Annotated in this window: 26 protein-coding genes; 19 read left to right on the top strand and 7 right to left on the bottom strand. The window is 74.7% G+C overall.

Annotation, left to right across the window (positions count from 1 at the left end; all coding sequences use genetic code 11):
- Nucleotides 1-129: 129 nt before the first annotated feature.
- The 10 genes from ACW14Y_RS08395 (at nucleotide 130) to ACW14Y_RS08350 (ending at nucleotide 9,086) form a co-directional block, all read left to right on the top strand.
- Complete coding sequence (locus ACW14Y_RS08395; RefSeq protein WP_380443121.1) at nucleotides 130-837, top strand: riboflavin synthase; 708 nt, start codon at nucleotides 130-132, stop codon at nucleotides 835-837.
- Nucleotides 834-1,478, top strand: coding sequence for a nicotinamide mononucleotide transporter family protein (locus tag ACW14Y_RS08390; protein WP_380311123.1), 645 nt, complete (start codon nucleotides 834-836; stop codon nucleotides 1,476-1,478). Before ACW14Y_RS08395 ends, ACW14Y_RS08390 begins: the two co-directional genes overlap by 4 nt.
- Complete coding sequence (locus ACW14Y_RS08385; protein WP_380311121.1) at nucleotides 1,475-2,776, top strand: bifunctional 3,4-dihydroxy-2-butanone-4-phosphate synthase/GTP cyclohydrolase II; 1,302 nt, start codon at nucleotides 1,475-1,477, stop codon at nucleotides 2,774-2,776. Before ACW14Y_RS08390 ends, ACW14Y_RS08385 begins: the two co-directional genes overlap by 4 nt.
- 122 nt (nucleotides 2,777-2,898) lie before the next feature.
- Complete coding sequence (ribH, locus tag ACW14Y_RS08380; RefSeq protein ID WP_380311119.1) at nucleotides 2,899-3,369, top strand: 6,7-dimethyl-8-ribityllumazine synthase; 471 nt, start codon at nucleotides 2,899-2,901, stop codon at nucleotides 3,367-3,369.
- Nucleotides 3,370-3,488: 119 nt separating this feature from the next.
- Entirely contained in the window at nucleotides 3,489-3,761 is a 273-nt protein-coding gene (locus ACW14Y_RS08375) for a phosphoribosyl-ATP diphosphatase (RefSeq protein ID WP_030306151.1), read from the top strand.
- Between the two features lie 110 nt (nucleotides 3,762-3,871).
- Nucleotides 3,872-4,720: an ATP phosphoribosyltransferase gene (hisG, locus tag ACW14Y_RS08370; protein WP_380311117.1), complete on the top strand. Its 849-nt coding sequence runs from the start codon at nucleotides 3,872-3,874 to the stop codon at nucleotides 4,718-4,720.
- A gap of 124 nt (nucleotides 4,721-4,844) precedes the next feature.
- A complete protein-coding gene (locus ACW14Y_RS08365) occupies nucleotides 4,845-5,279 on the top strand; it encodes a PH domain-containing protein (protein WP_266310065.1) in 435 nt (144 codons plus the stop codon).
- A gap of 275 nt (nucleotides 5,280-5,554) precedes the next feature.
- Entirely contained in the window at nucleotides 5,555-6,904 is a 1,350-nt protein-coding gene (locus ACW14Y_RS08360; protein WP_380311115.1) for a hemolysin family protein, read from the top strand.
- Nucleotides 6,901-7,947: a hemolysin family protein gene (locus tag ACW14Y_RS08355; protein ID WP_380311113.1), complete on the top strand. Its 1,047-nt coding sequence runs from the start codon at nucleotides 6,901-6,903 to the stop codon at nucleotides 7,945-7,947. Before ACW14Y_RS08360 ends, ACW14Y_RS08355 begins: the two co-directional genes overlap by 4 nt.
- A 155-nt stretch (nucleotides 7,948-8,102) precedes the next feature.
- On the top strand, nucleotides 8,103-9,086 hold the full coding sequence (locus ACW14Y_RS08350; protein ID WP_456986389.1) for an NAD-dependent epimerase/dehydratase family protein: 984 nt from the start codon (nucleotides 8,103-8,105) through the stop codon (nucleotides 9,084-9,086).
- A gap of 96 nt (nucleotides 9,087-9,182) precedes the next feature.
- On the opposite strand, the gene ACW14Y_RS08345 is transcribed toward ACW14Y_RS08350, so the two are convergent.
- Both ACW14Y_RS08345 and ACW14Y_RS08340 read right to left on the bottom strand, forming a co-directional pair.
- A complete protein-coding gene (locus tag ACW14Y_RS08345; protein ID WP_456986388.1) occupies nucleotides 9,183-11,441 on the bottom strand; it encodes an AAA family ATPase in 2,259 nt (752 codons plus the stop codon).
- A gap of 288 nt (nucleotides 11,442-11,729) precedes the next feature.
- Nucleotides 11,730-12,407: a uridine kinase family protein gene (locus ACW14Y_RS08340; protein WP_456988108.1), complete on the bottom strand. Its 678-nt coding sequence runs from the start codon at nucleotides 12,405-12,407 to the stop codon at nucleotides 11,730-11,732.
- 247 nt (nucleotides 12,408-12,654) lie between these two features.
- Here ACW14Y_RS08340 and ACW14Y_RS08335 point away from each other — a divergent pair, with 247 nt between their 5' ends.
- On the top strand, nucleotides 12,655-13,818 hold the full coding sequence (locus ACW14Y_RS08335; RefSeq protein WP_380307474.1) for an acyl-CoA dehydrogenase family protein: 1,164 nt from the start codon (nucleotides 12,655-12,657) through the stop codon (nucleotides 13,816-13,818).
- Between the two features lie 163 nt (nucleotides 13,819-13,981).
- Here the strand turns inward: ACW14Y_RS08335 and ACW14Y_RS08330 are convergent, their stop codons facing one another.
- Nucleotides 13,982-14,434 (bottom strand): hypothetical protein, encoded by a 453-nt coding sequence (locus tag ACW14Y_RS08330; RefSeq protein WP_380307472.1) that lies wholly within the window; start codon nucleotides 14,432-14,434, stop codon nucleotides 13,982-13,984.
- A 276-nt stretch (nucleotides 14,435-14,710) separates the two neighbouring features.
- On the opposite strand from ACW14Y_RS08330, the gene ACW14Y_RS08325 reads away from it, so the two are divergent.
- The 5 genes from ACW14Y_RS08325 (at nucleotide 14,711) to fxsA (ending at nucleotide 19,886) form a co-directional block, all read left to right on the top strand.
- Complete coding sequence (locus ACW14Y_RS08325; protein ID WP_030396362.1) at nucleotides 14,711-15,151, top strand: Lrp/AsnC family transcriptional regulator; 441 nt, start codon at nucleotides 14,711-14,713, stop codon at nucleotides 15,149-15,151.
- 31 nt (nucleotides 15,152-15,182) lie between these two features.
- Complete coding sequence (locus tag ACW14Y_RS08320; protein ID WP_380307470.1) at nucleotides 15,183-16,838, top strand: amidohydrolase; 1,656 nt, start codon at nucleotides 15,183-15,185, stop codon at nucleotides 16,836-16,838.
- A 58-nt stretch (nucleotides 16,839-16,896) separates the two neighbouring features.
- The gene (locus tag ACW14Y_RS08315; protein ID WP_456986387.1) at nucleotides 16,897-17,355 is read left to right on the top strand and encodes an N-acetyltransferase; all 459 of its coding nucleotides are present in this window, start codon (nucleotides 16,897-16,899) and stop codon (nucleotides 17,353-17,355) included.
- Between the two features lie 173 nt (nucleotides 17,356-17,528).
- Complete coding sequence (lnt, locus tag ACW14Y_RS08310; RefSeq protein ID WP_456986386.1) at nucleotides 17,529-19,175, top strand: apolipoprotein N-acyltransferase; 1,647 nt, start codon at nucleotides 17,529-17,531, stop codon at nucleotides 19,173-19,175.
- A 129-nt stretch (nucleotides 19,176-19,304) separates the two neighbouring features.
- Nucleotides 19,305-19,886, top strand: a complete 582-nt coding sequence (fxsA, locus tag ACW14Y_RS08305; RefSeq protein WP_266275899.1) for an FxsA family membrane protein — start codon at nucleotides 19,305-19,307, stop codon at nucleotides 19,884-19,886.
- A 184-nt stretch (nucleotides 19,887-20,070) separates the two neighbouring features.
- On the opposite strand, the gene ACW14Y_RS08300 is transcribed toward fxsA, so the two are convergent.
- From ACW14Y_RS08300 to ACW14Y_RS08290, 3 genes are all read right to left on the bottom strand, one after another.
- A complete protein-coding gene (locus tag ACW14Y_RS08300; protein ID WP_030396357.1) occupies nucleotides 20,071-20,445 on the bottom strand; it encodes an RNA polymerase-binding protein RbpA in 375 nt (124 codons plus the stop codon).
- 289 nt (nucleotides 20,446-20,734) lie between these two features.
- A complete protein-coding gene (locus ACW14Y_RS08295) occupies nucleotides 20,735-22,372 on the bottom strand; it encodes a hypothetical protein (protein ID WP_456986385.1) in 1,638 nt (545 codons plus the stop codon).
- 154 nt (nucleotides 22,373-22,526) lie between these two features.
- Nucleotides 22,527-22,721, bottom strand: coding sequence for a hypothetical protein (locus tag ACW14Y_RS08290; protein ID WP_030306123.1), 195 nt, complete (start codon nucleotides 22,719-22,721; stop codon nucleotides 22,527-22,529).
- Between the two features lie 355 nt (nucleotides 22,722-23,076).
- Here ACW14Y_RS08290 and ACW14Y_RS08285 point away from each other — a divergent pair, with 355 nt between their 5' ends.
- The 3 genes from ACW14Y_RS08285 to ACW14Y_RS08275 all read left to right on the top strand — a co-directional run bounded on the left by ACW14Y_RS08285 (nucleotide 23,077) and on the right by ACW14Y_RS08275 (nucleotide 25,315).
- Nucleotides 23,077-23,481: an ankyrin repeat domain-containing protein gene (locus ACW14Y_RS08285; RefSeq protein WP_266275903.1), complete on the top strand. Its 405-nt coding sequence runs from the start codon at nucleotides 23,077-23,079 to the stop codon at nucleotides 23,479-23,481.
- 24 nt (nucleotides 23,482-23,505) lie between these two features.
- The gene (locus ACW14Y_RS08280; protein WP_380307461.1) at nucleotides 23,506-24,048 is read left to right on the top strand and encodes a GNAT family N-acetyltransferase; all 543 of its coding nucleotides are present in this window, start codon (nucleotides 23,506-23,508) and stop codon (nucleotides 24,046-24,048) included.
- Between the two features lie 97 nt (nucleotides 24,049-24,145).
- Entirely contained in the window at nucleotides 24,146-25,315 is a 1,170-nt protein-coding gene (locus tag ACW14Y_RS08275) for a serine hydrolase domain-containing protein (protein WP_456986384.1), read from the top strand.
- Between the two features lie 36 nt (nucleotides 25,316-25,351).
- On the opposite strand, the gene ACW14Y_RS08270 is transcribed toward ACW14Y_RS08275, so the two are convergent.
- Nucleotides 25,352-26,020 carry a vitamin K epoxide reductase family protein gene (locus ACW14Y_RS08270; RefSeq protein ID WP_402722189.1) on the bottom strand — a complete coding sequence of 223 codons (669 nt, stop codon included), beginning with the start codon at nucleotides 26,018-26,020 and terminating at the stop codon, nucleotides 25,352-25,354.
- Between the last annotated feature and the right edge of the window lie 39 nt (nucleotides 26,021-26,059).

Genomic DNA, 26,059 nt, shown 5'->3' with positions numbered 1-26,059 from the left:
TTCGGCGGCAGCCCGGCGACGGGTCCCGTTGCCGTCCGGCGGTCCGCGTACCCCCGCGCCCACACCTGTCCGTGTCCTTCTCCCGTGCCACACCCCGGAGTCCGCGCCCCAAGCGCGAGGAGAACCCGGGTGTTCACCGGCATCATCGAAGAGCTCGGCGAGGTCGTGTCGATCGAGGAGATCGGCGAATCCTCGCGAATCCGTCTGCGCGGCCCGGTGGTCTGCGAGGGCGCGCGGCACGGCGACTCCATCGCGGTCAACGGCGTCTGCCTCACCGTCGTCGACACCCCCGAGGAACTCGCGGCCGGTACCGGGGAGTTCAGCGCCGATGTGATGGCCGAGACCCTCCACCGTTCCAGCCTCGGCGAGTTGAAGCCCGGTGGACGGGTCAACCTGGAGCGCGCCATGGCGCTCGGCGCCCGGCTCGGCGGACATCTGGTGCAGGGTCATGTCGACGCCACCGGGCGGCTGTTGAGCCGTGAGCCGGGGGAGCGCGACGCGGCCGGCGAACTCCGCTGGGAGGTGCTGCGGTTCTCGCTGCCCGACTCCGTCTCGCGCTACCTGGTCGAGAAGGGCTCGATCACCGTCGACGGCGTCAGCCTCACCGTGGTCGAGGCCGCCCGCGACAGCTTCACCGTCAGCCTCATCCCGGCCACCCTCGCGCTGACCACCCTCGGCACCAGGGCCGTCGGCGAGAGCGTCAACCTGGAGGTCGACGTGCTCGCCAAGTACGTCGAGCGGCTGCTGGAGGCCCGCACCCTCCCGCCCCTGCCCGCACCGTCCCTGCCCGCAGCGTCCCTGCCCGCACCGGACGGCACTCCGGGGGAGGAACGGTGAACTGGCTCAACGGCACCGTCCACCTGCTCGGCCAGGACGTCTACCGCTCCGACATCATCGGCAACCTGCTCGGCCTCGCCGCGCTCGCCCTCGGCTGGCAGCGGTCCCGGCTGACCTGGCCGGTCCAGCTGCTCTCCGGCCTGGTCCTGGTCGGCGCCTACTGGAGCGCCCACCTCAGCGGCGGCGTCGGCAAGCAGATCGTCGTGGTCGTGGCCGCCGTGTGGGGCTGGACCAGGTGGCAGCGCGGCGCGCGGGGCGAGGGCGACGTCGCCGTGCGCTTCGCCACCGGCCGCGAGCGCGCCGCGCTGATCGGCGGCACCGCGCTCGGCACCCTGGCGGTCGGCACGCTCTTCACCGCCGTCCCGCAACTGTCCTGGGACGCCTGGCCGGACGCCTACATCTTCGTCGGCACGCTGGCCGCGATGGTCGCCCAGGCCCGCGGCTGGGTCGAGTTCTGGTTCGCCTGGATCGCCGTCGACCTGGTCGGCGTGCCGCTCGCCTTCGACAACGGCCTGGTCTTCTCCGGCTTCGCCTACTCCGTCTACTTCGTCCTGGTCCTGCTCGGCCTGCGCGCCTGGTGGCTCCGCGGCCGCACCGCCCACCCCGTGACCGACCCCGCCCTCCAGGGAGCCTCCGCATGACCGAGAACCCCACCACGCGTCCGGCAGAGAACCCCACCGCGGCCCCGGCCGGGGACCCGGTCGGCGAGTTCGTCCTCGACCCGGTCGAGCGGGCCGTCGCCGACATCGCGCTCGGCCGCGCCGTGATCGTCGTCGACGACGAGGACCGCGAGAACGAGGGCGACATCGTCTTCGCCGCCTCCGCCGCCACCCCCGAGCTGATGGCCTTCACCGTCCGCTACAGCTCCGGCGTGATCTGCGCCCCGATGACCGGCGCCGAGCTGGACCGGCTCAAGCTCCCGCCGATGACCCAGGTCAACGAGGACCGCAAGGGCACCGCCTACGCCGTCTCGGTGGACGCCAGGGACGGCGTCGACACCGGCATCTCGGCCGCCGACCGGGCCCGCACCGTGCGCCTGCTCGCCTCGCCCGGCACCGGCCCCGCCGACCTCGCCCGCCCGGGGCACGTCTTCCCGCTGCGCGCCGTCGAGGGCGGCGTGCTGGTCCGCCCCGGCCACACCGAGGCCGCGGTCGACCTGGCCCGGCTGGCCGGCCTGCCGCCGGCCGGCGCGATCGCCGAGGTGGTCAACGACGACGGCACCATGGCCCGGCTGCCCGAACTGGTGGCCTTCGCCCGCGAGCACAACCTGGCGATCATCTCGATCGAGGACCTCATCGCCTACCGCCGCCGCACCGAGCTGCACGTCGACCGGGCCGCCGTCACCTCCCTGCCGACCGCGTACGGCGAGTTCACCGCCGTCGGCTACCGGGGCACCCTCGACGGTGTCGAGCACATCGCGCTGGTCGCCGGCGGACTGGCCGAGGACGGCCGGCTCCCCGACGGCGAGGACGTCCTGGTCCGGGTCCACTCCGAGTGCCTGACCGGCGACGTGCTCGGCTCGCTGCGCTGCGACTGCGGCCCCCAGCTCCAGGCCTCGCTGCGGCGGGTCGCCGAGGCAGGCCGGGGCGTGGTGCTCTACCTGCGCGGCCACGAGGGCCGGGGCATCGGCCTGGCGCACAAGCTGCGTGCCTACGAGCTCCAGGAGCGCGGCCGGGACACCGTCGACGCCAACCTCGACCTGGGCCTGCCCGCGGACGCCCGGGACTACAGCATCGGCGCCCAGATGCTCGGCGACCTCGGGGTCCGCTCGCTGACGCTGCTGACCAACAACCCGGACAAGCTCACCGCGCTCACCGAGCACGGGCTCAAGGTCAAGGGCCGCGAGCCGGTGGAGATCCCGGCCGGCGAGCACAACGCCCGTTACCTGCGGACCAAGCGCGACCGGATGGGCCACGACCTGCCCGGCCTCGACGGCTGACCCGGCCGCACCCGCACCCTCCTTCCCGTACTGGTCCGCCACCCGCGACCAGCAACCCGCCAGCCGCGACCAGCGACCAGCAACCAGCAACCAGCAACCCGAACCACCGAAAGGCACCGCACATGAGCGGCCACGGAGCCCCCGAGCTGACCATCGACAACGCCGCCGACCTCAAGGTCGCCGTGATCGCCGCCCAGTGGCACGAGCAGGTGATGAACGGCCTGCTCGACGGCGCCCACCGCGCCCTCAAGGAGCTGGGCGTCGCCGAGCCGACCGTCCTGCGCGTCCCCGGCACCTTCGAGCTGCCGGTGGCCGCCAAGCGCCTCGCCGAGCGCGGCTACGACGCCGTGATCGCCCTCGGCGTGGTCGTCCGCGGCGGCACCCCGCACTTCGACTACGTCTGCCAGGCCGCCACCGCGGGCCTCACCCAGGTCTCCGTGGACACCGGCGTCCCGGTCGGCTTCGGCGTGCTGACCTGCGACAACGAGCAGCAGGCGGTGGACCGCGCCGGTCTGCCCGGCTCCACCGAGGACAAGGGCCACGAGGCGGTCACCGCGGCCGTCGCGACCGCCCTCGCCCTGCGCGCCCTCTAGGCCCTGTCTTCGGCCGACAGGCCGGAACAGCACCCCGGACCGTGGACGTCCACCGGACTGTCCACGGTCCGGAACCGTTTACCGCCGGTCCGCCCGCACGCCGTATGGTGAGTCCCATCATGGCTTCGAAGACATTCGAGGAGCTCTTCACCGAGCTCCAGCAGAAGGCCGCCACCGGCGACCCCTCGTCCTCCCGCACCGCGCAGCTCGTCCAGCAGGGCGTCCATGCGATCGGCAAGAAGGTCGTCGAGGAGGCCGCCGAGGTCTGGATGGCCGCCGAGTTCCAGTCCGACGAGCAGACCGCCGAGGAGATCTCGCAACTCCTCTACCACCTTCAGGTGATGATGGTCGCCCGCGGGCTGACGCTCGACGACGTCTACAAGTACCTCTAGAAGTACCTCCGGACCGACAAGCACCCCTGGACTTCTGTACCTCCGGACCTCCGGTCCGCCCCGGCCGCCGGGAAACCCATCCACACCGAACAGGTAAGGAACTGACCTCCATGCTGCGCATCGCCGTGCCCAACAAGGGTTCGCTCTCGGGTCCCGCGGCGGAGATGCTCCATGAGGCCGGCTACCGGCAGCGCAAGGACTCCAAGGAACTGGTGCTGGTCGACCCGGGCAACCAGGTCGAGTTCTTCTTCCTGCGCCCGCGCGACATCGCCGTCTACGTCGGCTCCGGCCGGCTGGACGTCGGCATCACCGGCCGCGACCTGCTGCTGGACTCGCACTCCAACGCCGAGGAGGTGCTCGCGCTCGGCTTCGCCGGCTCGACCTTCCGCTTCGCCCGCCCGGTCGGCGCGGCGGTCGAGGACGTCGCGGACCTGGAGGGCCTGCGGATCGCCACCTCCTACACCGGCCTGGTCGAGCAGCACCTGACCGACCGGGGTGTGAAGGCCACCGTCACCAAGCTGGACGGCGCGGTGGAGACCGCGGTGCAGCTGGGCGTCGCCGATGTGATCGCCGACGTGGTGGAGACCGGCACCAGCCTGCGCAACGCCGGTCTGGAGGTCTTCGGCGAGCCGATCCTGATCTCCGACTCCGTGGTGATCCGCCCCAAGGGCGCCGGCGAGGACCCGCGCGTCGACCAGTTCCTGCGCCGGCTGCAGGGCGTGCTGGTGGCCCGCCGCTACGTGCTGATGGACTACGACATCCGCGCCGAGCAGGTCGGCGCCGCCGTCGCCCTGACCCCGGGCCTGGAGTCGCCGACCGTCTCCCCGCTGCACACCGAGGGCTGGGTGGCCGTCCGCTCCATGGTGCTCCGCAAGGAGGCCCAGCAGATCATGGACGATCTGTGGGCCATCGGCGCCCGGGCGATCCTGGTCACCAACATCCACGCCTGCCGCCTCTGAGCGGCGCCGGCATAAGCACCGGTTGAATGGGGTGGGGCCGCCGTCGGCGCCCCACCCCGTTTCCGTTGGCCCGCTCAGCTCGCCGTCCGACCGCCCCACCCCTCGAACCACCCCGGAGCCCCTCGTGTCCACCCCCGCCGAGTTCCCCGTCACCTGGGCCCCGCGCCGCACCCGCGCCGTGCTGCTGCCGGTCTGTGCCGTGCTGGTCGTGCTGTTCGCCGTGATCGCGGTCGCCCTCCCGGCCAACTGGCAGCTCAACGACCGGATCATGATGCTGCTCAGCGGAGTGCTCTTCGCCTCCGTCGGCCTGATGCTGGCGCGGCCGAGGGTCAGCGCCGACGCCGAGGGCGTGACCGTGGTCAACTTCGTCCGCCGGCGCCGGCTGGCCTGGGCGGAGATCGTCGGCGTGAACTTCCGCCAGGGCGACCCGTGGGCCTCCCTCGACCTCGCCGACGGCACCTCGCTGGCCGCCGTCGGCATCCAGCCCGGCGTGGGCCGGAACCAGGCGATCGCCGACGCCCGGGCCCTGCGCGACCTGGTCGCGCGCCACGGCGGCTGACCGGCCACCGGCCGACACGCACCGGTCGGCACGCACCGGCCGGCACCCTCCGGCGGAGGCCCGGTGACCGGCGCCCGATGACCGGAATCCGACACCCGGCCGCGCCCGAACGTGGATCCGACGGTCGCACGGGTATGGTCTACGCTGGCAAAAGCGGGGCAAAGGCATTGCCCTGCCCGAAATCGACCTGAGGAGTGACACTCCCCGTCCATGGACGATCCGTCCGGTAGTACCTGCGCCGCCCACCCTCCGACCGACGGACGGCAGGCGGCACTGTGATCACGGCCTGGCTGCTGCTTCTCGCAGCCCTCCTGCTCATCCTCGCCAACGGCCTCTTCGTGGCCGCCGAGTTCGCCTTCGTGACCGTGGAGCGCGGCGCCGTCGAGCGCGCCACCGCCACCGGGGACGCCAAGGCCGGCCGGGTCTCCCGGGCCCTGCGCCACCTCTCCTTCGAACTCTCCGGCGCCCAGCTGGGCATCACCGTCACCTCGCTGGTCGTCGGCATGCTCGCCGAGCCCGCGCTGTCGACCCTGCTCAAGCCCCTGTTCGGCGCCGTCGGCCTCTCCGACGGTGCCTCCCGCGGTGTCTCCGTGGTCCTCGGCATGCTGCTCGCCACCGTGGTCCAGATGGTGATCGGCGAACTGGTCCCGAAGAACTGGGCGATCTCCCGCCCGCTCCAGGTGGCCCGCGCGGTCGCCGCCCCGCACATGGCGTTCTCCCGCGCCTGCCGCCCGCTGATCCGGGTCCTCAACGGCTCGGCCGACCGCACCGTGCGCGCCTTCGGCATCGAGCCGCAGGAGGAGCTGGACCACGCCCGCACCCCCGCCGAACTGGTCTCGCTCGCCCGGCACTCCGCCCGGGCCGGCGCCATAGACGAGGAGTCGGCGACCCTGTTCGTGCGGACCCTCGGCCTCGGCGACCTCACCGCCGAGTCCGTGATGACCCCCCGCGTCGACGTCTCCGCGCTCCAGCGGGACGCCAGCGCCGCCGACGTCCTCAACCTCACCCGGGCCACCGGTCTGTCCCGCTTCCCGGTGTACACCGACACCCTGGACGAGGTCACCGGAACCGTCACCCTCAAGGACGCGCTCGCCGTCCCCGCCGCCCGGCGCGGCACCGTCCGGGTCGGCGACCTCGCCGTCCCGCCGCTGCTGGTCCCCGAGAGCCTCCCCGCCGAGCGGCTGCTCGACCAGCTGCGCCGCCTCCAGCCGATGGCCATCGTGGTCGACGAGTACGGCGGCACCGCCGGCGTGGTCACCGTCGAGGACATCGTCGAGGAGATCGTCGGCGAGGTGCAGGACGAGCACGACCCGGCCGACGGCCCCGAACTGCTGCCGCTGCCGCCGCTCGACGGGCAGCCCGTCTGGGCGGCCGACGGCCGGGCCCGGCTCGACCAGCTGGAGGCCATCGGCCTGCACGCCCCCGACGGCCCCTACGAGACGCTGGCCGGACTGGTCACCGACCTGCTCGGCCGGCTGCCCGCCCCCGGCGACCGGGTCGAACTGCCCGGCTGGCGGTTCACCGTCGAGGCCGTGGACCGCCACCGGACCAGCCGGGTCCGGGTCGAACGCACCTCCGGGCAGGACCGCCCGTACGGCGACGAGGACGAGGACCGGACCCGATGACCGCGCTCCAACTCGCCGTCGCCCTGCTCCTGCTGCTCGGCAACGCCTTCTTCGTCGGCGCCGAGTTCGCCGTGGTCTCGGTGCGACGCAGCCAGATCGAACCGCTCGCCGAGGCCGGCAACAAGCGCGCCCGCACCGTGCTGCACGCGCTGTCCAACGTCTCCGCGATGCTCGCCGCCGCCCAACTCGGCATCACCGTCTGCTCGCTGGGCCTGGGCGCGCTCGCCGAGCCGACCATCGCCCACCTGCTGGAGGGGCCGTTCCACGCGCTCGGCGTCCCGGCCGCCCTGATGCACCCGCTCTCCTACGGGATCGCGCTGGCCGTGGTGGTCTACCTGCACATGGTCATGGGCGAGATGGTGCCCAAGAACATGGCGCTGGCCGGCCCGGAGAAGGCCGCGCTCTGGCTCGGCCCGCCGCTGGACCGGCTGGCCCGCTGGCTGGCCCCGGTGATCGCCTTCCTCAACGCCTTCGCCAACGGCGTGCTCAGGCTGTTCAAGGTCGAGGGCAAGGACGAGGTCGAGTCGGTCTTCACCACCGAGCAGCTGATCTACCTGCTCGCCGACTCGGGTGACGCCGGACTGCTGGCGAAGGACCGCCAGGAGCGGCTGGAGGACGCCCTCGAACTCGGCCGCCGCCCGCTGACCGAGGTGCTGCTCACCCCCGAGCAGCTGGTCACCGTGGACACCAAGGTGACCGCCGCCCAGGTCGAGGAGCTGGCGCTGCGCACCGGCTTCTCGCGCTTCCCGGTCACCGACGGCGACCCGGCCGGCCACGGCTACCTGGGGTACCTGCACCTCAAGGACATCCTGGAGGTCGACGACCCGTCGGTGCCCGTCCCGGCCCGGCTGTGGCGGCCGATCACCGTGCTCCGCGGCACCCTGCCGCTGGACGACGCGCTCGGCGCGATGCGCCGGGCCACCTGCCACCTCGCGGCCGTCCTGGACCAGGACGGGCGGACGCTCGGCGTGGTGATGCTGGAGGACGTGCTGGAGGAGCTGGTCGGCGAGGTGCACGACCCGGACCACCGCTCGGCCGCGTAGGCCGCCCGGGCCGCCCCTACGGCCCCGCGCACACCCCGGGAGGCCCCGGGAGCCCCGGTTCCGCCCGGGGTTCCCGGGGCCGCTTCGCTCTCGGCGATTCCGCTAGGAGCGTGGGACGGTTCCGCTGCCGACCGTCCCGGGGCAGGGTGGTCGGCATGAGACTTCTCCTGCTGGGTGGGACGGAATTCGTGGGGCGGGCCGTCGCGGAGGCGGCCCTGGAGCGGGGCTGGGAGGTGACGGTCTTCCACCGGGGCACGCACGCCGCGCCGGAGGGGGCCCGGGTGCTGCACGGGGACCGCACGGCCGAGGGCGGGCTCGCGGCCCTGGCCGAGGGGGAGTGGGACGCGGTGGTGGACACCTGGTCCGCCGCCCCGTCGGCGGTGCGCGACAGCGCCCGCCTGCTGGCCGGCCGGGTCGGCCGCTACGCGTACGTCTCCAGCCGGTCGGTGTACGCGTACCCGACCCCGGCCGGCGCGGACGAGAGCGCGCCGCTGGTCGAGGGCTCGCCGGACGACGGCGAGATGCCCTACGCGGAGTCCAAGCGCGGCGGCGAGCTGGCGGCGCTGGACGCCTTCGGCGACCGGGCGCTGCTGATCCGGGCCGGCCTGATCGTCGGACCGTACGAGAACATCGGCCGGCTGCCCTGGTGGCTCGACCGGATCGCCCGCGGCGGCACCGTGCTCGCCCCCGGTCCGCGCGACCTCGCGGTGCAGTTCATCGACGTCCGCGACCTCGCGACCTGGACCCTGGACGCGGTCGCGGCCGGCCTCGGCGGCCCCTACGACCTGGTCGGCCCGCGTGGGCACAGCACCATGGGCGAGCTGCTGGAAGCCTGCGTGAAGGCCACCGGTGCCGAGCCCGAGCTGCGCTGGACGGCACCGGAGACGATCGCCGCGGCCGGTATCGCGCCCTGGGTCCAGCTGCCGTTCTGGGTCCCGCCGGGCGAGCTGTACGACGCCGTGCACGGCGCGGACGTGAGCAAGGCGCTGGCCGCCGGACTGCGCTGCCGGCCGGCGGCGGAGACGGTCGCCGACACCTGGGCGTGGCTGCGGTCGATCGGCGGCGCCGCGCCGCAGCGCCCGGACCGGCCGACCGTCGGCCTGGACCCGGCGCTGGAGGCCGCGGCGCTGGCCGGCTGACGCGCCCGCGCCCGTGCACCCGCCCGGGCCCGGGCGGGTGCGAACGGGCTCGAACGGCCTCGAACGGGCCGCAGCCCGGTCCGGTCCGCCCCGGCCTCAGCCCCGGCCGTCGATCAGTTCGCCGTACGCCTGCACCAGGTCCGGCAGCCGCAGTGTGGCGAGGTCCTCCCGGCCGGGCGGCTCGCGCAGCAGGGTGAGCCGCAGGTCCCGGTAGGCACAGGACTTCTCGTACAGGGTGCGGATGAAGCGGCCGTTGCCGAGCTCGTCGATCCAGCCCTCGCGGACCACGTGGGTGCAGATCGAGGCCAGCTCCTCGGCCGCGTCCTCGTCCCAGCCGTCGCCGTCCTGCCCGGCGAGCGCCGCGCCGATCGCGGTCAGCTCGCCGGGGCGGTAGCTGGGGAAGTCGACCCGGGTGGTGAAGCGGGAGTTGAGCCCGGGGTTGGTGGCCAGCAGCCGGTTCATGCCCTCGGGGTAACCGGCCAGGATCACCACCAGCCGGTCCCGGTTGTCCTCGGCCCGCTTGAGCAGCACCTGCAACGCCTCGTCGCCGTACGCGTCGCCCTTGCTGTAACCGGAGTTGGAGAGGCTGTACGCCTCGTCGATGAACAGCACGCCGTCCAGCGCGGAGTCGATCAGCTCGTTCGCCTTCACCGCCGTCTGGCCGAGGAACTCACCGACCAGGTCGGCCCGTTGGGCCTCCACCAGGTGGTCCCCGGAGAGCAGGCCGAGGGCGTGGAAGACCCGGCCGAGGATCCGGGCGACGGTGGTCTTGCCGGTGCCGGACGGGCCGGAGAAGACGAAGTGCCGCTTGGGCGGCTGGACCGGCAGGCCCTGCTCGGCGCGCAGCCGGGCCATCCGCAGCTGCGCCGAGAGCGCCCGCACCTGCCGCTTGACCGGCTCCAGGCCGACCATCCGGGAGAGTTCGGCCAGCGCGGCGTCCAACTCGGCCCGGTGGGCCTCGGGTTCGGACATCGCACTGGTGCTCGCCACCTGGGCGAGGGCGGTCTCGCCGCGTGCCGCCGCGGGGGCGGCCGGGGAGGCGGCGGCGGGCTGCGGGGCGGTCGAGCCGGAGCGTCCGTTGGTGACCAGCGGCGGCGGTGCGCCCGCTCCGCCGCCGGGCCGGTTGCCGGTGCCCGACCCGGCCGAGGTCGGCACGGCGGGGTAGCCGTCGTCCGCCTCGTCGTCGGCCTCGACCGGGCCGCCCGGGACCGGACTCCCGAACGGGTCCGCGACGCCCGGCCCGCCGACCGCACCGGCTCCCGGCAGCTCGGCGCCCGGCAGTTCGCCGCCCGGCGGCAGCTCCGGGCCCGACAGTTCGGCGCCCGCGAAGGCCGTGGCCTGCTCCGACTCCGCCTGCTCCGCCCCGAACTCCGCGCCCGCGCCCGCCCCGAACTCGGCACCCGCGCCGAACTCCGAGCCGGTCCCGAAATCCGGGCCGGCCCCGAGCGCGTCGAAGCCGGCCTGCTCCAGCACGGCCGCGTCCAGCAGCGCCGCGTCGATCGCGTCGTCCTCCGCCCCGCGCCCCGCGTCCCGGCCGCCGATCCCGGCGCCGTCCAGCAGGCCGTCCGCGAGGCCGTCCTCCGCCGAGATCGCCGCGAGCCGGGCGGCGGTGTCCATGAACGCCGGATCGGCCCGGTGCACGGCCCGGTACAGCGGCAGCGCGGCCGCGCTGCGCCCGGCGCCCTCGTAGGCGCGGGCCAGCCAGTAGCGCAGCTCCTTGCGCTGCGGCTGCTCGGAGCGGCAGCGCGCGAGCGAGGCGGCGAGCGGCGGCTGGGCCTGCGCGCACATGTCCAGCCGGACCCGGGCCATACCGGCGAACAGCCCGGCCTCGATGCCGAGCAGCGGGTCGTCGAGCAGCCGGTCGGTGTCCCGGATCAGCTGCTCCCAGTCCTTGAGGAGATAGGAGCGGCAGGCGTGCAGGAACCGCGCGGAGGGGTCGTCGGCGGGGGCCGGGCACTGCTCCAGGGCGTGGTCCAGCTCGGTGAGGTGGCGCCCGTCCAGCCAGTGCGAGGCGTGCGCGAGGGCGAGGTCCCGGCCGGTCTCCAGCACCGGCTGCACCCACCAGCCCAGCCAGTACCAGGAACTGAGCGGGCGTCCGTGCCGCCGCCGCTGCTCGCCGAACCGTTTCTGGTGCCGGTGCATCGCGAGCAGCGCGCCGGAGGTGTCGCTGCGCAGCGCGTGCAGGCCGAGCCAGGCGTCGGCCATGCCGGGGTCGAGCCGGACGGCGGCGCGGAACTCCTCCTCGGCCCGGGTGTAGGCCCCGGCCGTGTAGGCGTCCATGGCACGCAGCCAGGCGCGGTCGGCGAGCCGGTTCGGAGCCGGGCCGCCCGCGGTGTTGCTGTCGGAACTCTCCACTCAACGCCCCCCGCGATGTGGCTCGGGGCCCGGCCGGTGCGGCGGTGTGCGGACCCGCCGGTGGTCGTCTGCCCACGGGGCGCATATGCGCCTGCCTGGAATCGTACCGGCGCGGCGCTGATCCGGAAGGGTGCCGCACGATGTCAAAAGCGATCGGGCGGACGGCCGTTGAGGGGTGGCCGGCCCCGGGGCGGTGGAGTCGGACGGCACCCCCGGCTCACGGGGGAACAAGCCGGGGATGCCGGGTCCGAAGTTGCGGAATCAACAATTCCGCGAACGAGGGAGAACCTATTTCCTGGCGACGCCGCAGGTCAAGGGCATAGTTGAAGGTTCACCGACGGTGCCCGGTGCGATCCGCCCGGTCACCCCGTCGACCAGGGTGCCGGCGTGCGGGCGGCTCGGGTCGGCGGCGAAATGTGCCGATTCGGCGAGCGCCCAGCCGGCCCAGAACTCCGCCAGCCCCGGACCGTCCCGCTCCTCGCCCCGCCGCCGGGCCGCCGCCGCGTCCAGCTCCATCCACACCAGCCGGGCCAGCGAGGGCCGCACCGCGCGCCGCCCGGCGCCGACCCCCTCGACCAGGACCACCGGCGCGAGCGGCACCGGGGCCGAGCCGGCGAACCGGCGCAGCGTCCAGTCGTACACCTCGTACTCCGCGTCCCGGCCCGCCGCCAGCGGCTCCAGCACCTGGCCGCGCAGCCGCCCGGTCCAGCCGAACGGCTCGGCGTGCGTCGCCAGGTCGTCCAGGTGCACCACCGGGGCGCCGCCGAGGGCGGCCGCCAGCCGGGCGGCGAAGGTCGTCTTGCCCGAGCCCGCGTGGCCGTCCACCGCGACCAGCCGCACCGGACCGCAGGACGGCGGCAGCGCCCGCAGCTCGGCGACGAGGGCGGCCAGCGCGTCGGCCCGCGCCGACGGTCGCGCCACCGGCCGGGCGACCGGCCGCGCATCGGGCCGGGCGGCGGGCCCCATTACCGGGGCGGCGGAAGTCTCGGAAGAAGCCACAACGTCAACCCTACGGCGGAGTCCGCACCGGTCCGGACAGTGTTCGAGTCCTCCCCGTGACGGCGGCGCCTTGATCAGGCATACTCGCATCGCCATGCCTGTGAACGGCCGTTCACCGCAATCCGGTGCCGCCCGGCCGAGGCTGCCACACCCCGCGCGGGCCCGACCACACACCCCGGGGCCCGGCGCACGACCGAGGAGGCGACCAGCCGCTATGACCACCTCCCCCGCGAAGTCCGTGGACCGCCAGCTGCCCAGCGAGGAGGCCCGCGAGCTCCTGAACCTCACCCGGGACCTCGTCCAGCGTGAGCTGAAGCCGCGCGCCGCGGAGGACGAGGCCGCCGGCCGCTTCCCGCGCGAGGTCTTCCGCACGCTCGGCGAGGCCGGACTCCTCTCCCTCCCGTACGACGAGAAGTACGGCGGCGGCGAGCAGCCGTACGAGGTCTACCTCCAGGTGCTGGAGGAGCTGGCGTCCGGCTGGCTGGCCGTCGGCCTGGGCGTCAGCGTGCACACCCTCTCCTGCCACGCGCTCGCCACCTTCGGCACCGACGAGCAGCGCGAGCGCTGGCTGCCCGGGATGCTCTCCGGCGAGCAGCTCGGCGCCTACTGCCTGTCCGAGCCGCAGTCCGGCTCCGACGCCGCCGCCCTGCGCACCCGGGCCGACCTGGACGGCGAGGAGTACGTCGTCGGCGGCACCAAGGCCTGGATCACCCACGGCGGCCAGGCCGACTTCTACAGCGCCCTGGTGCGCACCGGTGAGGAGGGCGCCCGGGGGATCAGCTGCCTGCTGGTGCCCGGCACCCAGCCCGGCCTGTCGGCCGCCCCACCGGAGCACAAGATGGGCATGAAGTCCTCGCCCACCGCCCAGCTGCACTTCGACGGCGCCCGGGTCTCCCGGGACCGGCTGATCGGCAGCGAGGGCCAGGGCTTCCAGATCGCGCTCGCCGCGCTGGACTCCGGCCGGCTCGGCATCGCCGCCTGCGCGATCGGCGTCGCCCAGGCCGCGCTCGACACCGCCGTCGACTACGCCCGCGAGCGCCACCAGTTCGGCCGGCCGATCGCCGACTTCCAGGGCCTGTCCTTCATGCTCGCCGACATGGCCACCCAGATCGAGGCCGGCCGCGCGCTCTACCTGTCCGCCGCCCGTCGCCGCGACGCCGGCCTGGCGTTCTCCAAGGAGGCGGCGATGGCGAAGCTGTTCTGCACCGACGCCGCGATGCGGGTGACCACCGACGCCGTCCAGGTCCTCGGCGGCTACGGCTACACCCAGGACTTCCCGGCCGAGCGCTACATGCGCGAGGCCAAGGTGCTGCAGATCGTCGAGGGCACCAACCAGATCCAGCGCCTGGTGATCGGCCGCCACCTCACCAAGGGCTGACCGGCCCGGGGCCGCCCGTCCGCCGCCGCCCCCGAGGGCGCCCGGCGGACGGCGGACGGCACGCGAACGGCCCCCGGTGCCGCTCCTGGGTACGGAGCGGGGCCGGGGGCCGTTCTGCCGATCGTCGGGGCCGACGCGCGATGCCCGGGCGCGCGGCCGGCGCTCAGCGCCGGGAGAATCGGCCGCGCTGCTCCGGAATGACCGGCGCGGCGCCCGAGCGGACCGGGCGGTGCACCATGGCGTGGGAGAACGGCTGGGTGCGCCAGTCGTGCTCGCCCGGCAGCGCGCTCAGCGCGGCCAGTCCGGCCGGGTCGCCCTCCTCGGCGCACTCCACCTCGGCCAGGTCGTCGGTCGGGGTGCCCGAACCCGGGCACAGGGTGGGGGAGAAGGGGTGCCAGGCCCGGGGCAGCACGGCGTGCTGCGGCAGCCGCTCCTCGTCGCCCACCAGGGCGATCGGACGCCGGCAGGACGGGCAGTCGACCCGGACGGTCTCCCACGGCTCGGCCTCGCCCGGATCCACCCCCGGGGCGCCGTCGTAGGGGACCGCGAGGTCCTCGCGGTCGGTCGTATCGTGGGCGTCGTCCGCGCCCGTCGGGCGCTGGTCGGTAACGCGCATGGTGATCCCCCTCGGATCGGGCCCGGCGTGGTCGCCCGGGGCCACAACCAGCACTTCCCGCCGACGCGGACTCATAACCCTGCAGTTCGGCGCACTGTGATGCACCGGGTGTGTCCTTCGCCACATTCGTCCGGCATGTGCCCGTACGGCACCCCGGGGCGCGCCGGATGCCGTTCCGCGCCCCCCTCCCGGCCCCGCGTGCGCCCCCGGCCCGACGCCGTCCGCGCCCCCCACCGCCGCGATCCGCGCGCCCCCGAGAGGGTAGGTTTGCGCCTTGTGGAGGATCTCGATCAACGCATCGTCCGACTGCTTCTCCAGGACGGCCGGATGAGCTACACGGACCTGGGCAAGGCCACCGGCCTGTCCACCTCGGCGGTGCACCAGCGGGTGCGCCGCCTCGAACAGCGCGGGGTGATCCGCGGCTACACCGCGATCATCGACCCGGACGCCGTCGACCTCGCGCTCACCGCGTTCATCTCGGTCAAACCCTTCGACCCCAGCGCCCCGGACGACACACCCGAGCGCCTGGCCGACCTGCCCGAGATCGAGGCCTGCCACAGCGTCGCCGGCGAGGAGAACTACATCCTCAAGGTCCGCGTCGGCGCCCCCGGCGACCTGGAGGACCTGCTGGCCCGCATCCGCAGCGCCGCCGGCGTCTCCACCCGCACCACCGTCGTCCTGTCCACCCCCTACGAGGCCCGCCCCCCGAGGCTCTGACCGGCCCTCCCGGGGGTGCAGACTTGGCCCCATGACCGAACGCACCTCACGGACCGTCCTGCTGCGCGGCGGCGCCGTCTACAGCCCCGCCGACCCCTTCGCCACCGCCATGCTCGTCGAGGGCGAGCACGTCGCCTGGGTCGGCAGCGACGGCGCCGCCGAGGCCTACGCACGGACCGCCGACGAGATCGTCGAACTCGACGGCGCCCTGGTCACCCCGGCCTTCGTCGACGCCCACGCGCACGCCACCGCCACCGGCCTCGCGCTCACCGGCCTCGACCTCACCGGCACCCCCTCGCTGGCCGCCGCCCTGGCCGCCGTCACCGCCTTCACCGCCCGCCAGCAGCCCGGCGGCGTCCTCATCGGCCACGGCTGGGACGAGACCGGCTGGCCCGAGGGCCGCCCGCCGACCCTCGCCGAACTGGACGCCGCCGCCGGCGGCGCCGCCGTCTACCTCTCCCGCACCGACGTGCACTCCGCGCTCGCCACCAGCGCGCTGCGCGCCCTCACCGAGGGCCTCGCCGAACAGCCCGGCTTCCACCCCGAGGGCCCGCTCACCCGCGACGCCCACCACGCCGTCCGCGCGACCGCGCTCGCCCGCCTCACCCCCGCCCAGCGCCGCCACGCCCAGCGCGCCGCCCTCGCCCGCGCCGCCGAACTCGGCATCGGCGCCCTGCACGAGTGCGCCGGACCCCAGATCTCCTCCGAGCAGGACCTCACCGCCCTGCTGGAGCTGGCCGCCGAGGGCGACGGCCCCGAGGTGTTCGGCTACTGGGGCGAGCTCGCCGAGCACGGCGGCGTCGAGACCGCCCGCCGGCTCGGCGCCGTCGGCGCCGGCGGCGACCTCTTCGTCGACGGCGCCCTCGGCTCGCACACCGCCTGCCTGCACCACGACTACGCCGACGCCGCGCACACCGGCACCTCCTACCTGAGCGCCGCCCAGGTCGCCGACCACGTCGCCGCCTGCACCGAGGCCGGCCTCCAGGCGGGCTTCCACGCCATCGGGGACGCCGCGGTCGCCGCCGTCCTGGACGGCGTGCGGGCGGCCGGCGACCGGGTCGGCGCGGACCGCGTCCGGGCGCTGCGCCACCGGGTCGAGCACGCCGAGGCCCTCGACGACAAGACCGTCGCCGCCTTCGCCGAACTCGGCCTCACCGCCTCCGTGCAGCCCGCCTTCGACGCCGCCTGGGGCGGCCCGGACGGCATGTACGTCCAGCGCCTCGGCGCCGAGCGGGCCGCCGCGCTCAACCCCTTCGCCGCGCTGCTGCGCTCCGGCGTCCCGCTGGCCTTCGGCTCGGACGCCCCGGTCACCCCGCTCGACCCCTGGGGCACCGTCCGGGCCGCCGCCTTCCACCGCACCCCCGAGCACCGGATCTCGGTCCGGGCCGCGTTCACCGCCCACACCCGGGGCGGCTGGCGGGCGGTCGGCCGCGACCAGGACGGCGTGCTCGTCCCCGGCGCGGTCGCCAGCTACGCGATCTGGGCCGCCACCGACCTGGTCGTCCAGGCCCCGGACGACCGGGTGGCCGGCTGGTCCACCGACCCGCGCTCCGGCACCCCCGGCCTGCCCGACCTCACCCCGGGCCACCCGCTGCCCACCTGCCTGCGCACCGTCGTCCGGGGCCGCACCGTCCACCTCGCCGAGGCCGGGGGCAGCGACGGAACCGGCGAGCAGACCGGCGCGTAGACCGGCACAGGAACCGGCGCGTAAACCGGATGATCGGAGAGGGCCTAGGTTGGCCCCCATGACCGATCAGCCGTTCGTCCCCGCCGACTTCGCCGTCCCCCGCGCCCTCGACGCCGAGGGGTTCCGCCTGGAACCCCTCGGCGAGTCGCACAACGAGGCCGACCACGCCGCCTGGAGCGGCAGCATCGCCCACATCCGGACCACCCCCGGCTTCGGGCACGGCAGCTGGCCCCCGGCCGAGGGCATGGACCTCGACCGCAACCTCGCCGACCTGCGCCGGCACGCCGCCGACTTCGAGGCCCGCCGGGGCTTCACCTACAGCGTCCGCGCCGTCCCCGGCGGGGCCGTCGTCGGCTGCGTCTACATCTGCCCGGACCGCGAGCGGCCCGGCGCCACCAAGGTCAGCTCCTGGGTCCGGGCCGACCGGGCCGAACTGGACGCCCCGCTCCACCGCGCGGTCTCCGCCTGGCTCGCCACCACCTGGCCGTTCGCCGAGGTGACGTACGCCCCGCGCTGACCGGGCCGCACCGGTGCCCGTCCCGGCACCGCGCCGGCCCGCCGGGAGGCGCAAAGCGACCCTCACCTCACGCCGGGGTGTCCGGACGGGGTACCTTCTTCGGACAGCGTCCGAACAGCCGTCCCCGTACACCACGGCGGGACGGCGTCGAGAGAGATGGTGCGACGGTGGTCATGCCCGTCACCCAGGAGCGGTCCGGTACCGCACCCGAAACCCCCGACGAGGAACCCGCTCCCGGCCCCGGCCGCGGCGCCCGGGCCCTCGCCAGGATCCGGGCCGGCCTGCCCCGCACCGGACTGGCGGCGCTCGCCGGGCTGCTGCTCGCGCTGGCCTTCCCGCCGTTCGACCTGTGGCCGCTGTCCCTGCTCGGCGTCGCCGCGCTGTCGCTGCTCACCCGGGGCCGCACCGCCCGCCAGGCCGCCTGGACCGGCTTCGCCTTCGGCCTGCCGTTCTTCCTGATGCTGCTCAGCTGGCTGCGGGTGGTCGGCTGGGACGCCACCGTCGGCCTGTCCGTCGTCGAGGCGCTCTTCCTGGCCGTCCTGGGCGCCGGCCTCGCCGTCACCTCCCGGCTGCCCGCTTGGCCGCTCTGGGGCGCCTGCCTGTGGATCACCCAGGAGTGGGCCCGCGACCGGCTGCCGCTCGGCGGCTTCCCCTGGGGCCGGCTGGCCTTCGCCAACACCGCCACCCCGTACACCCCGCTGGCCGCGCTCGGCGGCGCCCCGCTGGTGACCTTCGCCGTCGCCCTGTCCGGCACCCTGCTGGCCTGGGCCGTCGTGCGGGCCACCGGCCCGGGTGCCGGGCGCCGCCCGGTCGCGGCCGCGCTGGCCGCGCTCGGCGCCGTCGCCACGATGCTGGCCGGCTTCCTGGTCCCGGTGCCCACCGCGGCCGCCGACACCGTCAAGGTCGCCGTCATCCAGGGCAACGTCCCCAACCCCGGCATGGACTTCCTCGGCCGCCCGATGATGGTCCTCAACAACCACGCCGCCGCCACCGAGAAGCTCGCCGAGGACATCAGGGCGGGCCGGGCCGAGAAGCCGGACATCGTCATCTGGCCGGAGAACTCCTCCGACCTCGACCCGTTCTCCGACCCGCTCGCCTACCGGCGGATCGACGAGGCCGTCCGCGCGATCGGCGTGCCCACCCTGGTCGGCACCCTCGTCGACGGCCCCGACGAGCAGCACGTGCAGAACGAGGGCATCGTCTGGGACCCGAAGACCGGCCCCGGCGCCTCCTACACCAAGCAGCACCCGGTGCCGTTCGGCGAGTACGTGCCCTTCCGCGACCAGCTCTCCAAGGTCATCACCCGCCTCCAGCGGGTCGCCCGCGACTTCTACCCCGGCGACCACAACGGCGTCATGCAGCTCGGCCCGGCCCGGATCGGCGACGTCATCTGCTTCGAGGTCGCCTACGACGAGATCGTCCGCGACACCGTCGACCAGGGCGCCCGGGTCCTCGTCGTGCAGACCAACAACGCCACCTATGCCAAGACGGGGCAGCCGGAGCAGCAGCTCGCGATGAGCCGGCTGCGCGCCGTCGAGCACGGCCGCGCGGTGCTGATCGCCGCGACCAGCGGCATCAGCGCGGTCATCGCCCCGGACGGCACGGTCGTCCAGCGCACCGAGGAGCTGACCGCCGCCGAGCTGTCCGCGACCGTCCCGCTGCGCGACGGCACCACCGTCGCCGACCGGGTCGGCGCCGTCCCCGAGTGGACGCTCGCGGTGGCCGGCCTGCTGGCCTGCGCCGGCGGCGTGCTGCTGGGCCGCCGCCGTGCGAAGGCCCCCGGGGCCGCCACCGCCACCGCGCCCACCGCCGGCGAGTGATCCGCTGTTCCACCGGGCCCGCGTCCGGTGGAACACCGGCCGCCGGCCGACCGTTGGACCAGGTGGTGCCGTAGCCGGCCCGGACCTCCCGTGCGGCGCGCAGAGCACCGCCTGGAGTGGATTCGTACCGTGACCCGGCAAGACACCCCCACCCGTCCGGCCCCGCGCTCGAAGCTGCGGCGCGCGCTGCCGCTGCTGCTGACCGCCTGGCTGGTACTGGAGATCTGGCTGCTGGTGCAGGTGGGCTCCTGGCTGGGCGGCCTGACCGTGGTGCTGCTGCTGATCGCGGGCGTGCTGATCGGCGGCTGGCTGATCAAGCGGGCCGGCGCGCGCGCCCTGTCGGCGGCCTTCGAGCAGACCCGCGACCCGCGACCGGAGCAGCCGCAGACCGGCACCAGCCTGACCGTACTGGCCGGGCTGCTGCTGATCCTGCCCGGCTTCCTCTCGGACGGGCTGGCGCTGACCCTGCTGTTCCCGCCGACCCGCGCGCTGTGGCGGGCCGCCGGGCGCCGGGCGGCGGACAAGGTGCTGCGCTCCACCGCGACCGCGGGCGCCGATCCACTGGCGGAGGCGATGCGGCTGCAGGAGCAGCTGCGGATCCACCGTCCGGACGGCAAGGTGATCCAGGGCGAGGTGGTCGAGCCGGGCGCCGGCCCGGCCGCCGGACCGCAGGGCCCGGACACCGGCTACCGTCCGCCCCTCAACGGCTGACCCCCTCAACGGCTGACCACCCGGGCCGCCGCGCTCCCGACCGGGAGCACCGGCGGCCCGGCGGCGGGTACGGGCCGGAACGCCGAGCGGGTTCCGGCAGAGCGGGTTCCGGCGGCGAACGCGAAAGGGACCCTGGTGACCAGGGTCCCTTTTCGTGTTCCCCCGCCGGGTGGCGGGAGCGGGGTCAGGCGCTCTTGCGGGTGTCCCGCGGGTGGACCGCGAGGTTCATCCCACCGGAACGGAGTACGGCCAGCCGCTCGGCCAGCACCTCCTCCAACTCCTCACGGGTCCGACGCTCCATCAGCATGTCCCAATGGGTACGCGTCGGCTTGGTCTTCTTCTCCTCGGGCTCGTCACCGTCGAGGAGTACCGCCTCCTGGCCGCAGAAGCGGCATTCCCAGGCGGAGGGGATCTCGGCCTCGACCGAGAAAGGAACCTCGAATCGGTGTCCGTTCTGACATGCGTACTCGACGGTCTGGCGGGGAGCCAGATCGATACCGCGGTCGGTCTCGTAGCTAGTGGCCCCGAGTCGCGTGCCGCGGAGAGCTCGCTCGCTCATGAATCGTGCCTCCCGGGCTTATGGCCCACAGGACTAGTGGTCGCTGTTCTTCGTCGTTCGGTCAACGCTCGGCTTCCGACGAAGATTCCCGTCCCGGGACATGCGTCGTCTGTTGTGCCGTCCCTGTTTGTACCCACCGGCGCCCGATTTGTCACATCTGGCCGGTGATATCACCCCAGGTGTCACCTATTTCACATCTGGTGATCGGTCGGCCTTTCCCGGACGAGCGTACCGGGCCGGGATTCGACGGCGGAAGCCGCCCCTCCCCTTCGGATGTGTGGCCGACGGGTCAGGCGAGTGGGCGGAAGCGTAGCGCGGCCGGGCCCTTGGCGAGGTCCACTCCGGCGTGCGCGGCCGGATCGAGCTCCACCGGCACGGTCGGCGGGCCGTCCTGGTGCGCGGGCAGCGGCTGCGCGGACGGGACCGGCGCGGGCGCCTCGGTCCGGGTGTCGCGGTGCGGAAGCAGGGCGATCACGGCGTCCCGCAGCGCGGCCGGCGCCTCCTCGTCCAGGGGGTCGACGGTGGCCGGCAGCTGGAGCCGGACCGGGGCGCCGGTGCCGATCCGGGCGTAGCCGCGTCCGGCCGGGGCGTGCGCGGCGGGCACGATGTCCAGCGGCACCCCGAGGGCGGCGTGGCTCTCCTCGGGGCCGGCCGGGCCGAGCACCACCCGGGCCCGGGCGGTGGCCCGGACGCTCGGCGAGATCCGGTCCCGGGCCGCGATGTCGTCGGCGACGACCACGGTGACCCGGGCGGCCCGGCCGTGCCGCAGCGGAAGCTCCAGCAGGTCCTGCGGGTCCGGGCGGCCCTCGGCGTGGGCCAGTTCGGTCAGCTCGGTCGGGTGGTCCAGCAGCAGCCACAGCGGCCGGGTGACGTCGGCGGGCGGCGCGGCGCCCGCGTGCCGGGCGGCGTTCAGTGCGGTGAGCCGGCGCTCGGTCTCCTGCGCCGCCCAGTGCAGCGCGGCCAGCGCGCCGTGCAGGCTGGTCTCCACGGTGTGCACACCGGGCCGGTTGACCAGGCAGGCGTGCTCGCCGGTGCCGGCGCCGTCGATCACCATCAGGTCCGCGTACGGCAGGGCCTGGAGGGCGATCGACCGGATCAGGCTGGAGGTGCCGTAGCCGCTGACGCCGAGGGCCAGCAGGTGCGGCTCGCCCGAGCGCGGACCGGTGCGCCAGACCACCGGTGGCTGCTGGGAGGGCACGCCGCCCTGCTGCACCGGGATGGTCCTGGCGCTGCCGTCCTCGTCGGTGAAGCCGAGCACGATCTCGCCGGGCGCGGCCACGAAGCGCTGGGCGGCGATGTCCGTGGGCAGCGGCGCCAAGGCGGCGATCCGCAGCCGGTTGGTCTCCTCGTCCCAGTCGAAGCGGTACTCGCGGGCCCGGCCGGCCTTGCCCTGGACGACCTGCTCGATCCTGGCCCGGGCGGCCGGCTCGGTGTCGGTGAAGTACGCGGGGTAGGCGATCTCCAGCCGGGAGAGCCGGCCCCCGGCGTCGAACTCCCACCCGGAGAAGACGTTCTTCCAGCTGCCCTCGTGGTGGTACAGCGGGACGAGCTCGTCCGGCCCGGCCAGGTAGGGGGTGAGCGCCGCGTACAGGGCGGTCAGCTTGACCTCGGCGACGTCCGGCTCGGGCGGGGCCGGCGGGGCCTTGGGCGCCCGCCCGGCCCAGGCGGCGCTGGCCATCAGCGCGACCAGGGCGAACAGCAGGCCGTGCGGCAGCAGGAAGATCCCGACCAGCATCGCGGCGACCAGGAAGACCGTCGGCCCGCGCCGCTCCTTCGGGGTGGCCTGCCAGCGGCCCTTGGCCCAGGCGACGTGGTGGCGCATCCCCCGGCCGACGACGGTGAGCGGCGCGAACATGTCGGAGGCATGGTCGCCGGCCGTGCGGACGAGGTCGCGGCCCTTGCTGAGGTGGTGGCGGTTGAGCGGCATTCCGGGCTCCCCGGGCGAGTGGGACGGTCGGGCGGGACGGGGTCGGACGGACCCCTGGCGGCGGAGGCCGGTCCGGTGGCGGCTCCGGCGGGAACGACCGGGCCCGGGGCGGTGGGATCCGCGCCCGGGCCCGCACAGCGGAGGAGGAGCCCCGCTAGAACTTGATGCCGCCGAGCAGGCTGGCGAGGGTCGCGCCGCCCGCCGTGATGCTCGGCGCGATCGAGGAGCCGGCGATGTAGAAACCGAGGAGGGCGCAGACGATCGCATGGGAGACCTTGAGTCCGTCCCTGCGGAAGAAGAGGAATGTGATGGTGCCGAACAGGACGATGCCGGAAATCGAGAGGATCACGTTCTGCTCCTCGGAGGAGGGGACGGGGACAGTGTCACGGAAAGTGCCACAATCGTGACAAAAAGTAATAGATGATGGAACGGCGCAAATGGGTGGATCTCCGGAGAAGCTCCCCCGCCCGACCCGGACGGCGGTGTGCGAACCGGCCGCGCCGGGGCCCGGGGTGCCGCATTTCCGGCATGACCAGCCGTTCCCGCCCCCCGGGCGGGAAGTTTCCGGGGGTGGTGGAAAGTTCCCCCGAACGGGCGCGCAACCTTCCCGCCCGCGTGTCGTGCGCTACCGTGCGTGCGGCGCGACCACCGACCACACCGGAGCGGCCCCCGACCCGGGCCGCGCCGCGGAGAAAGGCCGAGACATGACCGACACCCCCGACGCCGACGTGATCGCCCTGGCCGGCCGGCTCTTCGACGCCGCCCGGGCCGGTGACTCCGCCGCCCTCGCCGCCTACGTCGACGCCGGCGCCCCGGCCGACCTCACCAACGACCGGGGCGACACCCTGCTGATGCTCGCCGCCTACCACGGCCACGCCGTCGCGGTCACCGCCCTGCTGGAGCGCGGCGCCGACCCGAACCGGGCCAACGACCGGGGTCAGACCCCGCTCGCCGGCGCCGTCTTCAAGGGCAACGACGACGTGCTCGACGCCCTGCTCGCCGGCGGCGCCGACCCCGCCGCCGGTACCCCGTCCGCCGTCGACACCGCCCGGATGTTCGAGAAGACGGCGCTGGTCGCCCGGTTCGAGGGCCGACCGGAGGCGGGCTGAGCGAGCGCCGTAGGCTTGACGACCATGGAGAGCACCACCACCGGCGGAACCTTCGCACACGACCGCAAGGGTGACCGCGTCGAGCTGCGCGTCACCGGCTTCGGCCACCCCGACGCCCAGCTGCTCGCGGCCGAGGTCCAGCAGGAGTACGTCGTCCGCTACGGCGAGGGCGACCTCACCCAGCTGCACCCCGACCACTTCGAGCCGCCCGCCGGCCTCTTCGTCATCGCGTACCTCGACGGGGGGCCGGTCGCCTGCGGCGGCTGGCGCGCCAAGTCGGCGGCACCGTTCGGCATCCGTGACGGCGACGCCGAGCTGAAGCGGATGTTCGTCCGCCCCGAGGCGCGCGGCCGGGGCCTGGCCCGGACGCTGCTGCGCCACCTGGAGCGGACCGCCGCCGACGCCGGCCGGACCAGGTTCGTCCTGGAGACCGGCACCGAGCAGCCCGAGGCGATCGCCCTGTACGCCTCCGAGGGGTACGCGGCGATCGAGAAGTTCGGCATCTACCGCGAGCACCCGCAGAGCATCTGCCTGGGCAAGGAGTTCGACGGCGCGTCCGCCGTCTGACCCGCGCCCCGGACGGGTAGCCTCCCGAGGGGGACCGATCGGACCCCTCGGGAGGGGCGCCGGCCGACGGCCGGCGACGGGCGGGGGAGAACCGCGGATGACCGGACCGGTACCGCCCACCGAAGTCTTCGAAGTCACCGGAGTCACCGCCGCGGCCGAGGCCGCCGAGGGTTTCGAAGCCGTCGAAACCGCAAAAACCGCCGACGCCCCCGGAAGTGCCGGACTCGGTGAACTCGCCGACCCCGACGGCCCGTTGGCCCGCCTGGTGGCCGAGGGCCTGCGTACCGCCGGGACCGGCGGCGTCTGGTCGGTCGGCGACGCCGGCGGCGTCCGGGCCCGCGGCCGGACCGGCCCCCTCGGCCGAGGCCCCTGGGCCGCGCGGGAGATGGACCACGACACCGTCTTCGACCTGGCCAGCATCACCAAGATCGTCGCCCTCTGGCCGTGCGCCGGAGCCCTCCGACAGTCCGGCCGGCTGCCCCTCGACCACCCCCTCGCCGACTACTGGCCCGCCGCCGCCGGGCGCCCCGTCGGCACTGTGACGGCCCGTCAACTCCTTACCCACACCGCCGGAATGCCCCTGCGCACCCGCTTCGCCGAACTCTACGGCGACGACCCGGCCGCGATCAGGGCCGGAGTCCTCGCCGCCCCGCTGCACCGCCCGCCCGGCGCCGCCGTCGAATACACCGACCGGGCCGCCGTCCTGCTCGGGCACCTCGTCGAGGACCTCGCCGGCACACCGCTCGACCGGCTCGCCGCCCGACAGGTCTGGCAGCCGCTCGGCATGACCGACACCCGCTACGGCCCGCTCGGCCCGGACTCCGCCCACCGCACCGCCCCCACCGAGTACGAGCGCGCCGCCGACGGCATCCTGTGCGGCACCGTGCACGACCCCTCGGCCCGGCTGCTCGGCGGCGTCTCCGGCAACGCCGGCGCCTTCTCCACCGCCCGCGACCTCGAACGCTTCCTCACCGCCCTGCTCGCCCCGCCCGGCGGACTCCCCTGGGGCGACCCCTGGATCACCGAGTCCCTGCGCGTCCACACCGGCGGACTCGCCCCCGCCCGCGGCCTGTCCTGGCTCTGCGCCGCCGGCACCGACCCCGCCGCCGGCACCTTCGTCCACTACGGCTTCACCGGCACCGGCATCTGGATCTCCCGCCGCCGGGGCCGCTGGGCCCTGCTGCTCACCAACAAGGTCCACTACGACCGCGACTTCCAGCCGCTCACCGACCTGCGCAACGCCTTCCGCCGGGCCGTCCTCGGCTGACGGCCCGACGGGGCGTACGTGCCGTGGTGCCGGGTGTCAGAGCAGCGTCGACCAGTAGGACCAGAACCGGTTCAGGACCAGCAGCGCGATCACCGCCGCCCACAGCACCGGCAGTGCCCAGTGGTAGCGGGCCGCCTCCCGGACCACCGGCCGCAGCCGGGGCCCCACCGGGACCACCCCCGACCGCAGATTGTGCAGCGTCGTGTACCAGAACAGCGCCACCACCGTCACCCAGACCACCATGCAGTACGGGCACAGCGCGCCGATGTCGTACAGCGCCTGGACGATCAGCCAGTGCGTGAACCCGACCCCGAGCACCGTCCCGGCCTGCAGCCCCAGCCAGAACCAGCGCCGGTACGCGGCCCCCGCCAGCAGACCCGCGCCGACCGCGGCCAGCGCGCCGAACGCCGCCAGCCCCAGCAACGGGTTCGGGAAGCCGAACACCTCGGCCTGCGAGGTACGCATCACCGAACCGCAGCTGATCACCGGATTGATGTTGCAGCTGGGTATGTAGGACGGATCCTCCAGGATCCGGAGCTTGTCGAAGGTCAGCACCGCCGAGGCGGCCAGCCCGACCAGGGCGCACAGCAGGACGAACAGCGAGAACGCGCGGCCCGCGCCGACCGGCCCCGGAGCGGGCACGGCCGGACCGGAGGGAGCGGGACGGGAGGAGGAGTGGGACGGCAGAGCGGTCGATGCGGTCATGGCAGAGCACTCCGTGGGTCAGGAAGGGCCGGCCCGGCC

Source organism: Kitasatospora sp. cg17-2 (assembly GCF_054031055.1).
This window is presented reverse-complemented; position numbering and strand designations above follow the sequence as displayed.

Excerpts from the sequence above, each read along its gene's own strand:
- ribH (WP_380311119.1), top strand. The coding sequence starts at position 2,899 with ATGAGCGGCCACGGAGCCCCCGAGCTGACCATCGACAACGCCGCCGAC.
- lnt (WP_456986386.1), top strand. The coding sequence starts at position 17,529 with ATGCCCGTCACCCAGGAGCGGTCCGGTACCGCACCCGAAACCCCCGAC.
- ACW14Y_RS08385 (WP_380311121.1), top strand. The coding sequence starts at position 1,475 with ATGACCGAGAACCCCACCACGCGTCCGGCAGAGAACCCCACCGCGGCC.
- ACW14Y_RS08300 (WP_030396357.1), bottom strand. The coding sequence starts at position 20,445 with ATGAGCGAGCGAGCTCTCCGCGGCACGCGACTCGGGGCCACTAGCTAC.
- ACW14Y_RS08330 (WP_380307472.1), bottom strand. The coding sequence starts at position 14,434 with ATGCGCGTTACCGACCAGCGCCCGACGGGCGCGGACGACGCCCACGAT.
- ACW14Y_RS08350 (WP_456986389.1), top strand. The coding sequence starts at position 8,103 with ATGAGACTTCTCCTGCTGGGTGGGACGGAATTCGTGGGGCGGGCCGTC.
- ACW14Y_RS08275 (WP_456986384.1), top strand. The coding sequence starts at position 24,146 with ATGACCGGACCGGTACCGCCCACCGAAGTCTTCGAAGTCACCGGAGTC.
- ACW14Y_RS08320 (WP_380307470.1), top strand. The coding sequence starts at position 15,183 with ATGACCGAACGCACCTCACGGACCGTCCTGCTGCGCGGCGGCGCCGTC.
- ACW14Y_RS08335 (WP_380307474.1), top strand. The coding sequence starts at position 12,655 with ATGACCACCTCCCCCGCGAAGTCCGTGGACCGCCAGCTGCCCAGCGAG.
- ACW14Y_RS08280 (WP_380307461.1), top strand. The coding sequence starts at position 23,506 with ATGGAGAGCACCACCACCGGCGGAACCTTCGCACACGACCGCAAGGGT.
- ACW14Y_RS08355 (WP_380311113.1), top strand. The coding sequence starts at position 6,901 with ATGACCGCGCTCCAACTCGCCGTCGCCCTGCTCCTGCTGCTCGGCAAC.
- ACW14Y_RS08285 (WP_266275903.1), top strand. The coding sequence starts at position 23,077 with ATGACCGACACCCCCGACGCCGACGTGATCGCCCTGGCCGGCCGGCTC.
- ACW14Y_RS08375 (WP_030306151.1), top strand. The coding sequence starts at position 3,489 with ATGGCTTCGAAGACATTCGAGGAGCTCTTCACCGAGCTCCAGCAGAAG.
- ACW14Y_RS08340 (WP_456988108.1), bottom strand. The coding sequence starts at position 12,407 with ATGGGGCCCGCCGCCCGGCCCGATGCGCGGCCGGTCGCCCGGCCGGTG.
- ACW14Y_RS08315 (WP_456986387.1), top strand. The coding sequence starts at position 16,897 with ATGACCGATCAGCCGTTCGTCCCCGCCGACTTCGCCGTCCCCCGCGCC.
- hisG (WP_380311117.1), top strand. The coding sequence starts at position 3,872 with ATGCTGCGCATCGCCGTGCCCAACAAGGGTTCGCTCTCGGGTCCCGCG.
- ACW14Y_RS08295 (WP_456986385.1), bottom strand. The coding sequence starts at position 22,372 with ATGCCGCTCAACCGCCACCACCTCAGCAAGGGCCGCGACCTCGTCCGC.
- ACW14Y_RS08270 (WP_402722189.1), bottom strand. The coding sequence starts at position 26,020 with ATGACCGCATCGACCGCTCTGCCGTCCCACTCCTCCTCCCGTCCCGCT.